This is a genomic window from Streptomyces sp. P9-A4 (assembly GCF_036634195.1).
GTDB lineage: Bacteria > Actinomycetota > Actinomycetes > Streptomycetales > Streptomycetaceae > Streptomyces.
This window is the reverse complement of sequence record NZ_JAZIFY010000001.1, coordinates 3252252-3267451: the sequence shown is the minus strand read 5'-3', so window position 1 is coordinate 3267451 and position 15200 is coordinate 3252252. Positions and strand designations below refer to the sequence as shown.

General features: G+C 70.1%; 12 protein-coding genes. 7 read left to right on the top strand and 5 right to left on the bottom strand.

Features of this window, described 5'->3' with window-relative positions:
- The first annotated feature begins 7 nt into the window (after positions 1-7).
- From V4Y03_RS14585 to V4Y03_RS14570, 4 genes are all read left to right on the top strand, one after another.
- Positions 8-187: a hypothetical protein gene (locus V4Y03_RS14585; RefSeq protein WP_317874820.1), complete on the top strand. Its 180-nt coding sequence runs from the start codon at positions 8-10 to the stop codon at positions 185-187.
- Between the two features lie 120 nt (positions 188-307).
- Positions 308-727 (top strand): BlaI/MecI/CopY family transcriptional regulator, encoded by a 420-nt coding sequence (locus tag V4Y03_RS14580; protein WP_317874819.1) that lies wholly within the window; start codon positions 308-310, stop codon positions 725-727.
- Between the two features lie 9 nt (positions 728-736).
- Positions 737-1282 (top strand): amino-acid N-acetyltransferase, encoded by a 546-nt coding sequence (locus V4Y03_RS14575; RefSeq protein ID WP_317874818.1) that lies wholly within the window; start codon positions 737-739, stop codon positions 1280-1282.
- A gap of 136 nt (positions 1283-1418) precedes the next feature.
- On the top strand, positions 1419-1754 hold the full coding sequence (locus V4Y03_RS14570; RefSeq protein ID WP_317874817.1) for a histone-like nucleoid-structuring protein Lsr2: 336 nt from the start codon (positions 1419-1421) through the stop codon (positions 1752-1754).
- Here the strand turns inward: V4Y03_RS14570 and V4Y03_RS14565 are convergent.
- Entirely contained in the window at positions 1733-2323 is a 591-nt protein-coding gene (locus V4Y03_RS14565) for an SCO3374 family protein (protein WP_332435198.1), read from the bottom strand. The genes V4Y03_RS14570 and V4Y03_RS14565 overlap by 22 nt on opposite strands.
- A gap of 461 nt (positions 2324-2784) precedes the next feature.
- Between V4Y03_RS14565 and V4Y03_RS14560 the strand changes: the two genes are divergently transcribed.
- The gene (locus V4Y03_RS14560) at positions 2785-5307 is read left to right on the top strand and encodes an ATP-dependent Clp protease ATP-binding subunit (RefSeq protein ID WP_317874815.1); all 2523 of its coding nucleotides are present in this window, start codon (positions 2785-2787) and stop codon (positions 5305-5307) included.
- Between the two features lie 95 nt (positions 5308-5402).
- Here V4Y03_RS14560 and V4Y03_RS14555 read toward each other — a convergent pair whose 3' ends face one another.
- Genes V4Y03_RS14555 through V4Y03_RS14545 form a run of 3 tightly spaced genes read right to left on the bottom strand, consistent with a single transcriptional unit; the run spans position 5403 to position 11613 of the window.
- The gene (locus V4Y03_RS14555; protein WP_332435197.1) at positions 5403-8198 is read right to left on the bottom strand and encodes an NACHT domain-containing protein; all 2796 of its coding nucleotides are present in this window, start codon (positions 8196-8198) and stop codon (positions 5403-5405) included.
- Positions 8195-8527 carry a trypco2 family protein gene (locus tag V4Y03_RS14550; protein ID WP_317874813.1) on the bottom strand — a complete coding sequence of 111 codons (333 nt, stop codon included), beginning with the start codon at positions 8525-8527 and terminating at the stop codon, positions 8195-8197. The genes V4Y03_RS14555 and V4Y03_RS14550 overlap by 4 nt, the downstream gene beginning before the upstream one ends.
- A 38-nt stretch (positions 8528-8565) precedes the next feature.
- A complete protein-coding gene (locus tag V4Y03_RS14545) occupies positions 8566-11613 on the bottom strand; it encodes an NACHT domain-containing protein (RefSeq protein ID WP_332435196.1) in 3048 nt (1015 codons plus the stop codon).
- Positions 11614-12101: 488 nt separating this feature from the next.
- On the opposite strand from V4Y03_RS14545, the gene V4Y03_RS14540 reads away from it, so the two are divergent.
- Positions 12102-12803, top strand: coding sequence for a M23 family metallopeptidase (locus V4Y03_RS14540; RefSeq protein ID WP_317874811.1), 702 nt, complete (start codon positions 12102-12104; stop codon positions 12801-12803).
- A 67-nt stretch (positions 12804-12870) separates the two neighbouring features.
- Here V4Y03_RS14540 and V4Y03_RS14535 read toward each other — a convergent pair whose 3' ends face one another.
- On the bottom strand, positions 12871-13428 hold the full coding sequence (locus V4Y03_RS14535; protein ID WP_317874810.1) for a TetR/AcrR family transcriptional regulator: 558 nt from the start codon (positions 13426-13428) through the stop codon (positions 12871-12873).
- Positions 13429-13529: 101 nt separating this feature from the next.
- Between V4Y03_RS14535 and V4Y03_RS14530 the strand changes: the two genes are divergently transcribed.
- Positions 13530-15116 carry an MDR family MFS transporter gene (locus V4Y03_RS14530; RefSeq protein WP_332435195.1) on the top strand — a complete coding sequence of 529 codons (1587 nt, stop codon included), beginning with the start codon at positions 13530-13532 and terminating at the stop codon, positions 15114-15116.
- Positions 15117-15200: the final 84 nt, after the last annotated feature.

Here is a 15200-nt window from a genome sequence, read left to right as displayed (position 1 = left end):
GGTCGCCATGGACTACGTATCCGCGCTCGTGCCCCCCGTCGTGATGGCCGCGTTCTTCATCGGCCTCGTCGTCACGATCGTCAAGAGCCAGGGCGGCCCGAACAAGGCGAAGGAGGACGCGGTCGTGGACGCCGCGCTCGCCCGCGCCGAGGCGACCCGCCAGGCGGACAGCACCCCCGCCGTCTGACGCCCGCCCGCACCGCCGCAGTACCCGGGACGTACGACCCTTCGTGGTCGTGCGTCCTTTTTGTTGTGTTTCCTTACGTCAATGGGCGCTAAATGGCGTTTTGAGCACTAAAGTGACGTTGTGCCCCGTCCCCTGGGAGAGCTCGAAGACGCCGTGATGACGCGCGTCTGGCAATGGAACCGTCCGGTGACCGTCCGGGAAGTTCTGGAGGACCTTCAGCAGGAACGGTCCATCGCCTACACCACCGTCATGACCGTCATGGACAATCTCCATCAGAAGGGCTGGGTCCGCCGAGAAGTCGAAGGCCGCGCCTATCGATATACGGCGGTCTCCACCAGGGCCGCCTACGCGGCCGCCCTGATGAACGAGGGATGGGCACAGAGCGACAATCCGGCCGCCGCGCTCGTCGCCTTCTTCGGGATGATGTCGCAGGAACAGCGCGAGGCCCTCAACGACGCCATCCGGATCGTGCAGCGGGACACCCCGCTCCCCGCCCCGCCCGAGGAGGGCGCCGAGGGATCCGGGGCCCGGGAGCGATAGCGTCCCCCCATGTCGCCGTCCGCTTCCCCGGCCGCTTCCCCGGCCTCCGCCAAAGCCGTCACCGTCCGCAGGGCCCGCACCGGAGACGTCGCCGCGGTCCGCCGCCTCGTCGACCCCTTCGTGAACCGGGGCATCCTGCTCGACAAGGCCACCGTCACCCTTTACGAGTCCATCCAGGAGTTCTGGGTGGCGGAACGGGACGAGGACGCCACCGTCGTCGGCTGCGGCGCTCTCCACGTCATGTGGGAAGACCTCGCCGAAGTGCGCACTCTCGCCGTGGATCCCGAGTTCAAGGGAGCCGGCGTCGGACATCAGGTGCTGGACAAGTTGTTGCACACCGCCCGATGGCTCGGTGTGCGGCGGGTATTCTGCCTCACCTTCGAAGTCGACTTCTTCGTGAAGCACGGCTTCGTCGAGATCGGCGAGACCCCGGTCGACGGAGATGTCTACAGCGAGCTGCTGCGTTCCTATGACGAGGGAGTCGCCGAGTTCCTCGGTCTCGAACGAGTGAAGCCGAACACCTTGGGCAACAGCCGGATGCTTCTGCACCTGTGACCCGTGCGGATCCCTATGTCCGAATCGCGCACGTTTCCCGCGCGGTCGGGGTTCTGAACCTCTGCCAGGGGTTTGTGTTTTTCCGGGAAAAGCGGTTTCCTTTCCGCGTACTGCATTTTCGATGAAAGGAAATCCGGTGGCACAGAAGGTTCAGGTCCTTCTTGTCGACGACCTCGACGGCGTCGAGGCGGACGAGACCGTGACGTTCGCGCTGGACGGCAAGACCTACGAGATCGACCTCACCACCGCGAACGCGGAAAAGCTCCGTGGTCTGCTCGAGCCCTACACCGCGAGCGGCCGTCGTACCGGTGGTCGTACCGCCGGCGCTCGCGGCAAGGGCCGCGCCGTGGCGGCGGGCAGCCAGGACACCGCGAAGATCCGCGCGTGGGCCAAGGAGAACGGCTACGACGTGAACGACCGCGGTCGCGTGCCGGCCACCGTCAAGGCGGCCTACGAGGACGCGAACCGCTGAGGCGACAGCTGCTGAGCCGCCGGCCCCCGGGTCCGCGCACTCAGCAGCCGCGCCCGGTGGCACTCCGCGGCCGCCGCGGCCACCAGACGCACCAGGCACGGGGCATCCGCACCGCCCCAGGGCGTGGACCGCAGGGCCGGCAGCGAGGACTCGACCTCGCGGCCCGGCGCAGGGGCCCGCAGCCACACGGAGGCACCCGGCGTGCCGGATCCGCCCCGCTCCGGGGGAAGGGGTGCGGTCATCCGGCCGTCGGCCCCCATGGCCGTGAGGTCGAGCGCGATCCCGCCCCACTCCAGCCAGTCGAGCAGACCCGGTAGCTCCTCGGCCGTCCCGGCGGCCACGAGGAGCCGCATCCGGCGCCCCAGCAGGGCCACCGGACCCGTCGCCGGGCCCGTCCGGCGCAGCACGCCCCGGCCGGCCTCGGCGGGCAGCTCAAGGACGTCGAAGCGCAGCCCCGTGACCAGCTGCACCGGCGGACCCGCCACCGTCGCCCAGCCGAGCTCCCGCTCGTACCACCGCGCCAGAGCGCCGTCGAGCGGCGTACGGGGAAGCGGGACGGTGAAGGCCATGCCGGGGGAACTCCCGCGAGGGCGTGTTGGTTACGCCCGCGATGACACACGGTCTCCGTCCGGACGCGCAAGGTGTCCGTGATGGGGCGTACGCGTGCATTCGGCAGCGCAAGGGTGTTCGCTGGTAGCGGAGGGAACCGGGGTGCGCCGCATGGAGTGTCAGTCCTTACGGGTAAGACATTCCTAGTGGAGAGGGGCGACTCGCGGGCTTCGGCGTCTCACGTTCGCCATCGGCGTACTGATGGCGCGGCTAACTACTTGGCCTGCGGGAACATCGTCTCGCACCATCGGGTTGGAGCATTTGTCGGCTGTTCGGCAGCAGGTCTCCCCGCGGAAGGTGGGGTGATCCGGACGGATGTCGGCAGTTGGAATGAGCGGTCCCCGCTTGCGGGACTAAGCTGCGGAAGGACAGGGAGGGGATCGACCCCTAACTGACTGACCGCTCTGAGGAGCGATTAACGATGTTCGAGAGGTTCACCGACCGCGCGCGGCGGGTTGTCGTCCTGGCTCAGGAAGAAGCCCGGATGCTCAACCACAACTACATCGGCACCGAGCACATCCTTCTGGGCCTTATCCACGAGGGTGAGGGTGTCGCCGCTAAGGCCCTGGAGAGCCTCGGGATTTCGCTCGAGGCGGTCCGCCAGCAGGTTGAGGAGATCATCGGGCAGGGGCAGCAGGCCCCGTCCGGGCACATCCCCTTCACCCCGCGTGCCAAGAAGGTCCTGGAGCTCTCGCTCCGTGAGGCCCTCCAGCTCGGCCACAACTACATCGGCACCGAGCACATCCTGCTCGGCCTGATCCGCGAGGGCGAGGGCGTCGCCGCCCAGGTCCTCGTGAAGCTGGGCGCCGACCTCAACCGGGTGCGGCAGCAGGTCATCCAGCTGCTCTCCGGCTACCAGGGCAAGGAAGCCGCCACGGCCGGCGGTCCTGCCGAGGGCACCCCCTCGACGTCCCTGGTCCTCGACCAGTTCGGCCGGAACCTCACCCAGGCGGCCCGCGAATCCAAGCTCGACCCGGTCATCGGGCGCGAGAAGGAGATCGAGCGGGTCATGCAGGTGCTGTCCCGCCGCACCAAGAACAACCCGGTCCTCATCGGCGAGCCCGGCGTCGGCAAGACCGCCGTCGTCGAGGGCCTGGCGCAGGCCATCGTCAAGGGCGAGGTGCCCGAGACCCTCAAGGACAAGCACCTCTACACCCTCGACCTCGGCGCGCTGGTCGCAGGCTCCCGCTACCGCGGTGACTTCGAGGAGCGCCTGAAGAAGGTCCTCAAGGAGATCCGCACCCGCGGCGACATCATCCTGTTCATCGACGAGCTCCACACCCTCGTGGGTGCGGGTGCCGCCGAGGGCGCGATCGACGCCGCCAGCATCCTCAAGCCGATGCTGGCCCGCGGTGAGCTCCAGACCATCGGTGCCACCACGCTCGACGAGTACCGGAAGTACCTGGAGAAGGACGCGGCCCTCGAGCGCCGCTTCCAGCCCATCCAGGTCGCCGAGCCGTCGCTGCCGCACACCATCGAGATCCTCAAGGGTCTGCGCGACCGGTACGAGGCCCACCACCGGGTCTCCATCACCGATGAGGCGCTCGTCCAGGCCGCGACCCTGGCCGACCGGTACATCTCGGACCGCTTCCTCCCGGACAAGGCGATCGACCTGATCGACGAGGCCGGCTCCAGGATGCGCATCCGCCGGATGACCGCGCCGCCGGACCTCCGCGAGTTCGACGAGAAGATCGCCGGCGTCCGCCGCGACAAGGAGTCCGCGATCGACTCGCAGGACTTCGAGAAGGCCGCCTCGCTCCGCGACAAGGAGAAGCAGCTCCTCGCCGCGAAGGCCAAGCGCGAGAAGGAGTGGAAGGCCGGCGACATGGACGTCGTCGCCGAGGTCGACGGCGATCTGATCGCCGAGGTCCTCGCGACCGCCACCGGCATCCCGGTCTTCAAGCTGACCGAGGAGGAGTCCAGCCGCCTGCTCCGCATGGAGGACGAGCTCCACAAGCGCGTCATCGGGCAGAAGGACGCCGTCATCGGCCTCTCGCGGGCCATCCGCCGTACGCGTGCCGGTCTCAAGGACCCGAAGCGCCCCGGTGGCTCGTTCATCTTCGCCGGTCCGTCCGGTGTCGGTAAGACCGAGCTCTCGAAGGCTCTCGCCGAATTCCTCTTCGGCGACGAGGACGCGATGATCTCCCTCGACATGTCGGAGTTCAGCGAGAAGCACACGGTTTCGCGTCTCTTCGGTTCGCCGCCCGGATACGTCGGCTACGAAGAGGGCGGCCAGCTCACCGAGAAGGTGCGCCGCAAGCCGTTCTCCGTCGTCCTCTTCGACGAGGTCGAGAAGGCCCACCCCGATATCTTCAATTCCCTTCTCCAGATCCTGGAGGACGGTCGTCTGACCGACTCCCAGGGCCGGGTCGTGGACTTCAAGAACACGGTCATCATCATGACGACCAACCTCGGGACCAGGGACATCTCGAAGGGCTTCAACCTGGGCTTCGCCGCCCAGGGCGACACGAAGTCCAACTACGAGCGGATGAAGGCGAAGGTCAGCGACGAGCTGAAGCAGCACTTCCGCCCCGAGTTCCTCAACCGCGTGGACGACATCATCGTCTTCCCGCAGCTGACCCCGGAGGACATCCTCCAGATCGTCGACCTGATGATCGGTCGCGTCGACGAGCGCCTCAAGGACCGGGACATGGGCCTTGAGCTCTCCCAGTCCGCGAAGGAGCTGCTGTCCAAGAAGGGTTACGACCCGGTCATGGGCGCCCGGCCGCTGCGCCGGACGATCCAGCGCGAGATCGAGGACACGCTCTCGGAGAAGATCCTCTTCGGCGAGCTGCGTGCCGGTCACATCGTGGTCGTGGACACCGAGGGCGAAGGTGAGGAGCGCAAGTTCACCTTCCGCGGCGAGGAGAAGACGGCGCTGCCGGACGCCCCGCCGATCGAGGCCACGGGCGGCACGGGCCCGAACCTGTCGAAGGAAGCGTGACGCTGCGCTGAGCAGGTGGCGCGGTAAGGGGCGGCCCCGGAACCCGATGGTTCCGGGGCCGCCCCTTTTTGCCGTCCCGGCGGCGCCCCGGCCGTCTATTCGACGGTGAGCCGGTCACCGAGGGCGGCGGCGCCGAGGATCCGCTTGCGGGGGAAGGACGTGATGTTCACGATCACATGGGGCAGGTTGTGGAGCGGGGTGAGGTCCAGCGTCCCGGTGGAGTCCTGGACGCCGCCGACCCTGAGGTAGGCGAGCGCGCTCAGCCGCGCCACCGCCGTCAGATCCGTCAGCCGGGGGCAGTGCGCCAGGTAGAGGCCGGTGAGCTGGGCGCAGTCCACTCCGCTCAGGAAGCCGAGGTCGGTGAGCCGGGTGTTCTGGGAGATGCCGAGGAAGCGCAGCCTCCGCCCGCTGAGGCCGCTGAGGAGTTCGGGTGCCTCGAAGTCCCCGTAGAGGTGGACGCTCGGGTGGTCCGGCAGATGCCGCAGCTGTTCCACGCCGGTCACCATGATGGGGGCGTCCGGGGTGAGGTGCGGGGCGATCTCCCGCGCGTACGCCTCAAGGGGGAACTGGCTCCAGACGCCGGAGAACCTGTCCGCCTCTCCCGCCTCGGCGAATGCGCGGGCGTACGGCAGGGCCTCCCGGCCGCCGATCGTGAAGACCAGATGGACGATGGTGCCGATGGCCTCCCTGGACACCTCCGCGGGGCCGGGCAGCAGCGGCAGTACGTATCCGCCCAGGCGGGCCAGCTGTCCCACCTGCTCGGTGTTCCGCGGCGGGATCACCGACTTCACCGCCTTCCGCACCCGCCCGTGCAGGGCGCCGTCCAGCCAGGCCGCGTGCTGGGCCGCCAACGCCGCCAGGACGTACAGCGTGGTCTTCAGGTCGCGTTTGCGGGTGGCCGATCCTGCCGTGAGGAGGCCCTCGACCAGGGTGGGCAGGTCGCGGCGGGTGCAGTGGCCGGCCGCCAGGAGCAGGACGTCGTGCCACTGCTGGTCGTGGGCGTGCCGCAGGGCCTCCTTGAGCTGGTCGTCCTCCACCAGTTCCTTCGCCGCCAGGAAGTCCTGGAAGGTGCGGTGGGCGAACTGGAAGACGTCGTCCGTGCGTTCCTGGAGCAGGCCGCTGCGGTTCAGGAGATGGGTGAGGATCTGCTCGGGGGCGCCCTGGGCGGCGACCCTCGGCATCCCGGGCAGGGCGCGGGCGAGCTGGTGCAGGGCCTGTTCCCGGGTGAACTCGGTCTGGCCGCCCCGGACCAGCCAGGCCGCGAGCCGCTGGAGGAGTTCGGTGTGCTCGTCGACCGTCATGCCGATGCCGTCGGGGGTGCCGATCCCGCGCTGTTCGTCGCGGACGCCGAGCAGCAGGTGCAGCGCCGAGGAGTAGAGCGCCCAGCGGGTCTCGGGCAGGAAGCCCTCCCGTAGCCGGTGCAGGGCGCAGATGACCGCGCAGAGCAGCGGGGTCCGGGCGAGATCGGCCAGAGCACGGTTGTGGCGGAACTGCTGGGCCAGGTCGCGTTCGAGGTCGGTGAGGTTCCGGTCGGGGTCTCCGTCCAGCCGGGCGGCGGCGTGCCAGGCGGCGACGAAGGCCTGGATGTCGGCGTCCCTGAGCGGGAGGAGGGTCAGTTCCTCGAACTGCTCGGAGCCGAGCCAGTCGGGGGCGACGGCGAAGGGCCGTACGGTCGCCACGCACCGGGTGCGGGGGTAGCGGGCGAGCAGCTGGGAGAGCCAGGTGTGGGCGGCCTCGCGCTCCTCCGCCGGGACCTCGTCGAGGCCGTCGACCAGGAGCAGGCCGCGCCCCGCGTTGAGGACCCGGCCGGCCCAGCCCTCGGGGGCGGGGTCGATCATGAGCCCCGAGACGCGGGCCAGTTCGGCGGGGGAGGGGTAGCCGTTGCCCCGGGCGCGCAGGGTGCGCAGCGGGACGACGAAGGGGACGAGGCCGTTCAGCTCGGCGAGGTTGGGCCCCAGGGTCCCGGCGGCGGCGTGCGCGGCCAGCCACCACACCAGGGTGGTCTTCCCGGCCCCGGCGTCGCCCCTGAGGAGGACGCGCGGCCGGGAGGCGAGCAGGTCGTCGATGCGCTGCGGGACGCGGTCGGGCGAGCCGGGGGTCCTGGACGCGGCCTCCAGGGAGAGGTAGGCGGTGTCGAGGTCCCACTGGGAGGCGCGCTTGCCCAGTTCGTCGAGGCCGAAGATCCGGGTGCGGCGGTAGAAGGCTCCGACGGCCTCCGCGTACTCCTCCTCGTACGGCCGGTCATGGGGGTGCGTGCCGGTGATCCGTACCGGCGGGGCGACGTCGGGGGGAAGCCACCGCCGTACTTCCTCGTCCGCGAGGACGGCGGTCAGGGGTACGCACTCCAGACGGCGGTGGCCGCGTCCGCGCGGTACGGCGCGGACGATGCCGAGCAGTCTCCCGTCGGCGAGGACGGGGGCGCCGGAGAGGCCCGCGAGGGGCGAGGGGCCGTCCTCCGTGCCGGTGACGGGAGGGTGGTCCAGCTCGACGGTCAGGGTGTGGCGGAGGAGTCCGGCCATGGGCAGGACGGTGCCGGTGAACTGGTCGACGTCCGGTTTCCGGCCCTCGTACCGCTGGACCCGGGGGAAGCCGACGATCTCGCAGCCGGGTATCGGGCGGTCGGTGGCGAGGGCGCTGAACAGGGGCGGGGTGCCGAGGCGATGGCCGGACCGGAGGAGGGCGGCGTCGAGGCGGTCGTCGGACCAGACGACCGACAACCGTCCCGGTACCGCCATGTGCGGGGCGGCGGCCGTGGCGCTGCGGGCGCCGCCGAGGACGTGGGCACTGGTCAGGACGAGGGTCGGGGTCAGCAGGACCCCGGTGCCCTGCTGCTCGCCGAGGACGGCGAGGACGGCGGTGGTGGCGGCGGTGGCGGGGGTGAAGTCGCTCACCGTGCCTCGGACCCGCCGCCGAAGTCGGACAGGTCCGCGCCCTCGTCGTTGCCGACGAGCCAGGGGCCGGCGGTCGTGGCGTTCCGGGGCTTGAGCGTGAAGGAGACCCGGTGGGTCTCGCCCCGGGTGCGGGAGGCGTCCGCACCGGCCTCGACGACCCAGGCCTTGACCTTGCCGCCGGCCTTCACCTCCTTGCGGAGTTCGATGGTGAACTCCATCTCGATGTCGCCCACTTCGAAGGCGACGGGCTGCCCGGTCGCCCGAGTGGCGGCGGCGACGAGCTGGTCGCGTACGGAGGCGATGGCGTCGGCGAGTTCGATGTCGGTCATGACCATGAACGTATCGGGGGAGGTGGAGGGCGGTCAGGTCATGGGCGGATCTCGACCGTGGCGGCGAGGGCTTCGGCGCCGGTGAAGCCGCTGCCGTTGATGTACCGGAGTTGGGTCAGGGACGCCAGCGGGGTGAGGTCGTGGACGTTTCCTTCGAGGTCGCCGTAGAGGACCAGCAGACGCAGGGCGGGGAACGACCGGGCGATGATGTCCAGGGGCGCGGGCGAGCCGAAGCACCCCACCCACAGGGTCTGCGTCTGCGGCAGCCTCAGCGATTCCGGAATGTTCCTCATCGTCTCGGCCATCAGATCCAGCAGCGAGAGGTAGTCCAGGGCGGCCACCGTGGCCCAGTCCTCCGCACTCAAGACGGCGTCGTTGATGGCGAGCTCGTGGAGACCGGTCAGGCGACGGAGGAAGCCGAGTCCCCCGGTGGGTTGGCTGGTCAGGGTGAGCCTGCCCAGCTTGTTGTCGGAGGGGAGGCGGCTCAGGAACGGGGCCAGGGTTCCCGGCACATGCGCGATTTCCGCCTCGCCCAACGCCTCGCGGAGCATGGCCATGCCGTCGGGGGTGAGGCTCGGGCTCATGCGCAGGTCGAGGCGCTCGGGGCGCAGCCCGAGGCGGGCGATCTCGGCTGCCTGGTTGTTGGACACCAGGGTGAAGTTGAGGTCGCTCGGATCGAGCCGGGCGATGATCTCCTCCGCGTAGGGGGCGGTCGCGAACCGGCCCCAGCCCCACATCAGCTGGGAGCGGACGCCCAGCGACGAATGGTCCGTGAACTGGGCGAGGTACGGCAGCGTGGCATCGTCCGTGATGTGGGTCGCCGTGATCACCAGGTCCTCGACCACCTCGTCGTCCAGCCCCTCCGGCCCCGGCAGCAGGTCCAGGACCGCCCGTCCCACCGACGCCAGCTCCCGCGCCTCCTCCGGACCGCGCGGCGGGATCACCTCGGCCGTGCGGGCCAGGATCCGTTCCCGGATCTCCGGTGCCACCTCCGTCGCGTGGGTCAGCGCCGTCGCCGCCACCACCAGCACGCGGAGCTGCGTCCGGCGGTCCGGTGCCGCGTCCGCCGCCTTCAGCAGCTCGTCGAAGATCTCCGCGCACTCGCGCGGGCGCGCGTGCCCGACGGCCATGCGGATGACGTCCTCCCACTGGTCGTCCGCCGCGTGCCGGACGAGGACGCCGATGTCCCAGCGGTCCACGAGGGCCTTCGCCGCCAGGTAGTCCTGGAAGGTGCGGTGCACGAAGTCGACCGTGTCCGCGGTCGGCTCGCGCAGGAGGCCGCTGCGGTGGAGCAGATGCGTGAAGACGGTGCCGGGGTCGTACCCGGCCGCCTCCGTGATCGCGGGTACGGCCTCCCGTACGACGTCCTGCGCGTGCGCGCGGTCCATCGCCGTGCGGCCGTTGAGCGTCAGCCAGTACGCGATCCGCTGGATCAGCTGGATCTGCGGGGTCTCGCCGAGGTCGATCCCGTACGGGGTCCCCATGTCCCGCTCGCGGTCCCGGCGCGAGAGCAGCATCGAGAGGGCCGCTTCGTACAGCGCCTTCCGGCCGCGGGGCAGGAAGCCGCGCCTGCCGTGGTGCAGGGCGCAGATCAGACCGCACATCAGGGGGTTGGTGGCGAGCTGGGCGACGTCCGCCGTCGTGCGCAGGGCGTCGAGGAGGGGCCGCTCGTACGGTGCCGCCTCCGGTCCTGCGGCCCGGTGCCAGCGGCGGACGAAGGTGGCGACCGCGGCGGAGGACATCGGGGAGAGGGTGAGTTCGGCGAAGCCGTCCGGGGCGAGCCAGTCGTCGCGCACGGCGGTGGGGCGTGAGGTCACGAGCCAGCGGTTGCCCTCGTAGGCGTCGAGGAGGTCGCGGAGCCAGCGCCGGGCGCGGTCCCGCTCGGCCTCGGGGATCTCGTCGATGCCGTCGACGAGGACCAGGCCGCGCCCGGCGGCGAGGACGCGGTCGGCCCAGCCGTCGGGTGCGGGAAGGGGGCAGTCGACGGCGGAGAGGAAGCGGTCGGGGGTGGGGAGCCGCTCGCCGTGGCGGGTCAGGGCGCGCAGGGGGAGGACGAAGGGGATGCGGTCGCGGAGGTACGCCATGCCGTCCGCGAGGTCCTCGCGTGCGGCGGAGACGGCCAGCCACTGGATGAGGGTCGTCTTGCCGGAGCCGGCGGTGCCGCGCAGGAGGACCTTGTCGTGGCGGGTGAGGATCTGGTCGGCGGGGCCGCCGGACGGGTCGCTCCGGAGGATGGCGGTGGCGGTGTCCGGGAACCCCGCGGACGGGGTCTCGGAGAACCCGTCCGCGGGGTTCCCGGAGAACACCGTCTCCACCCGGCGTGCGTACTCCCGCTGCATCCGGCTCAGGGTCATGGGCCCTCCCGTCGCCTCCAGCGACAGGTACGCCACGTCCAGCGGCCACTTCTCCGGGGCGTCCCTGAGGTCCACGCCGTAGATGGTCAGTCGGCCGTGCTTCTTGGCGAGGTGGGTCAGATAGCGGCGTTCGAACTCGGCGTCCCGGCCGTCCTGCCGCGGTGTCCTGCGGATGACCTCGTCGACCTTCGCGATGAGTTCCCGCTGGCCACGGGTCTGTTCCACCAGGCTGCGGGCCACGAAGGTGGAGCGCTGGGTGAAGAAGTCGAGGATGTGGAGGCAGGCCCACTCCGTCATCGACTCCAGGTAGAGGACCGAGTCGGTGGACAGGCCGTCCGGGGCGGGGGCCGCCGCGCGCAGGCGGCGGGCGAGGTCGAGATGGCCGAGGCGGACCGCCTGGACGTCGTCCATGTCGAGGTCGCCGAGGGCGATCAGGGTGGCGGCGAGGGTGTCGGTGACGGCCTCGGCCTCGTCGGCGGGGAAGGGGCGCTCGTCGGTGGAGCCGCTGTCGCCGCCTCGCAGCGAGCGCTCGACCAGCGTCGACGCCAGCTTCCGGACGTCCTTCTCGGTCAGCGTGCGCTTCTCACCGCGGAAGGAGACCAGCGAGGAGAGCCGGACCTTGCCGGACCGCCCCGTGAGGCCTGCCCCCGGACCCTCGTTGACCAGCAGTTTCCTCAAGAGCGGGCCGATCGCGGCCGAGGCGAGGCGTGTGCCGATGAGTGCCGGTTCCATCTGTGTCCCCCCATGGGTCCCCGAAGCGGTCAGCGTAGTGCGGGAGGGGCCTCGGGGTGGGCCGGTCGAGTGACCCAGGTCCCATCCGGGGCCGGTGCCTGGTGACAAGGCGCACAGGGCTTTCGAGGGGTACTAACCGGAATAGTGGCGACCTTTGGTGTCGATTCGGGACGTTACGGAGCGAACCGTCGGGACTTTGGTCCCGAGGGGTCCCGAACCGGACGGGAGGCGGCGTTTTCGGCGGTTCCGGGCATCCGTGACATGCGGATAAACCGATTCACTTGTGCCGCTATGTCCGATTTCAAGGATGGGTCCGGGGGTCGTCAAGGGGTGAACTTCCCCGGAGATCGCTACGAGGCGATGTCGTAGATGGGGTGTTTTGGGCTGGATGGGGGTCCGGGTTACCAAGGATGAGCAAGCCCGGCGCCGCACCGTTCGCGTCGGGCCTCGCACATTCCGTTCCGCACTACCCGGAGGTTTTCCCCCGTATGTCGAAGCGCGTCATGAACCCCGCCGCCCGTGTCACCGTCGTCGCTCTTGCCGCCGCCGGCCTGGGAGCGTCGCTGGTGGCCGGAGCTGGGTCCGCCTTCGCCGCCGAGGGCAAGGTCGCCGCCCCGGTAGCGCTCACCGCGTCCGCCGCCGTCTCCGCCCAGGCCGAGGCCCAGGCCCACGTCGCCGCCCAGGTGAAGGCCGCCGCCGCGAAGGCGAACGCCAAGACCGTGGCCGTGAAGGCCGCCGCCACGCAGCACACCGTCGCCGCCAAGAAGGCCCCGTCCTGGGTCAAGCCGGTCAGCGCCTACACGCTGAGCGCCAGCTACAACCAGGGCGGCGCCATGTGGGCCCACAAGCACTCCGGCCAGGACTTCGCCGTCCCGACCGGCACGCCGGTCAAGGCCGCGGCCGCCGGCACCGTCGTGAAGGCCGGCCCGAACGGCGGCGGCGACGGCCCCGCGTACGGCAACGCGATCGTCGTCAAGCACGCCAACGGCACGTACTCCCAGTACGCCCACCTGTCGAAGATCAAGGTGCACGTCGGCCAGAAGGTCGGCGCCGGCCAGCAGATCGCCCTCTCGGGCAACACCGGCAACTCCTCCGGCCCGCACCTGCACTTCGAGATCCGTACGACCCCGAACTACGGCTCCGCCGTGAACCCGGCCGCCTTCCTGCGGACCCACGGCGTCTCCATCTGAGCACCCTGAGCGCCCTGGGGCGCCGGGGCCTCCCCCGGGCGCGCCCGGTCCAACCGCATAGAGCGCTCTACACGGCCCCGTGGGCCTGATTGAGCAGATCGAGGGCGACCTCGAGGGTGGCCTTGTGCTTCTCCTCGGGGTCGCCCTCGAGGTTCTGCATGAAGAACGTGCCCGCGTGCAGGGTGAAGATCGCGCTGACGCAGCGCACCTGGTCCACCATCGCGAAGTCCGGCTCCTGGATCAGTCCGGTCAGTTCGAGCATGCGCTCCTTGAACGTGAGGCCGACGCTGAGCTCGCGGACCGTCGCCTGGTTCTCCTGCATGAAGCGGAAGAGCGGGGCCGCCGCGCGCAGCGCCACCTGGTAGCGGCGCAGTACCTCCTGGCGGGTCTCCAGGGTGCGGGGCTGTTCCCGGGCCCAGGCGATCAGCTCGTCCATGGGCCGGGTCAGGTCCTCGAAGATCCCGACGAGGATGTCTTCCTTGGTCTTGAAGTGGTAGTAGAGGGCCGCTTTGGTGACGTCGAGGCGTTCCGCGATCTCGCGCAGGGAGGTCTTCTCGTAGCCCTGCTCGGCGAAGAGGTCGAGGGCCACGTCCTGGATGCGCTGGCGGGTGTTGCCTCGGGCCATGACTGCCCTCCACTTTCCAAAGAACTTACTTGACGACCGGCAAGTTGCAGGTCTACTTTCCCCAGTGTAGTAACTAGCCGGGCGGCAAGTAAGGGACTGACATGGCGGCGCAACAAGACACAGCGAAAACGACGCAGGGGGAATCGGAGCCGCAGCCACGCAGCGTCCGCGTCGTCCTCCTCGCCCTGATGATCGCGATGCTCCTCGCGATGCTGGACAACATGATCATCGGCACCGCGATGCCGACGATCGTCGGTGAGCTCGGCGGCCTGGAGCACCTCTCCTGGGTCGTCACCGCCTACACCCTGGCCACCGCCGCCTCCACCCCCCTCTGGGGCAAGGTCGGCGACATGTTCGGCCGCAAGGGTGTCTTCCTCACCTCGATCGTGATCTTCCTGATCGGCTCGGCGCTCAGCGGCATGGCCCAGGACATGGGCCAGCTCATCGGCTTCCGTACGATCCAGGGCCTCGGCGCCGGCGGCCTCATGGTCGGCGTGATGGCGATCATCGGCGACCTCATCCCGCCCCGCGAGCGCGGCAAGTACCAGGGCATGATGGCCGGCGTGATGGCCCTCGCCATGATCGGCGGCCCGCTCGTCGGCGGCACCATCACCGACCACTGGGGCTGGCGCTGGTCCTTCTACATCAACCTGCCGCTCGGCGCCGTCGCCCTCGCCATGGTCAGCACCGTCCTGCACCTGCCGAAGAAGCAGCGCGCCACGGGCGCCCGGATCGACTTCCTCGGTGCCGCGCTGCTCACCGTCGGCATCACCGCGATCGTCCTCGTCACCACCTGGGGCGGTACGGAGTACGCCTGGGGCTCGGCCACCATCATCGGTCTCGCGGCCGGCGGAGCCCTCGCCCTCGCCGCCTTCCTGTGGGTGGAGACCCGGGCGAGCGACCCGATCATGCCGCTGCACATCTTCCGCAGCCGCAACTTCACCGTGATGTCCCTGATCGGCTTCATCACCGGCTTCGTGATGTTCGGCGCGGTCCTCTACCTGCCGATCTTCCAGCAGTCCGTCCAGGGCGCCTCGGCGACCAACTCCGGTCTGCTCCTCCTGCCGATGCTGCTGTCGATGATGGTCGTCTCGCTGCTCGTCGGCCGGTTCACCACCAGCACCGGCAAGTACAAGATCTTCCCGATCGTGGGCGGCGCGCTCATGACGGCCGGCCTCTTCCTGCTCTCCACGATGGACACCGGCACCTCCCGGCTGACCTCGGGCGTCTACATGGCCGTCCTCGGCGCCGGCATGGGCTTCCTCATGCAGATCACGATGCTGGTCGCCCAGAACAGCGTGGAGATGAAGGACATGGGCGTCGCCTCGTCCTCCACCACCCTCTTCCGGACGCTCGGCTCCTCCTTCGGCGTCGCGATCATGGGCGCGCTCTTCACGAGCAGCGTCCAGGACGAGATGGCCACGCGCGGCGGGTCCGGGATCACCGAGCGGACCGCCCAGCTCGACGCGGCGAGCCTCGCCAAGCTGCCGGCGGCGCTCCGCGAGGCCTACCAGCACGCGGTCTCCGCCGGTACCCACGGCGCCTTCGTGGTCGCCGCGGCGGTCTCCGTCCTCGGCTTCGCCCTCGCCTTCCTCGTCAAGGAGGTGGCGCTCCGCGGCGCCGGTCCCGCGGCGGGGCCGAAGGCGTCCTCGGACGACGAGAGCGCGAAGGTCGACCAGAAGGTCTGACAGTCCGACCCGAAAGCGGAAGCGGTACGTACGGCGGTGGGGCCGGTCCCGGAACAGGGGCGGGCCCCACCGTCGTACCCCCGG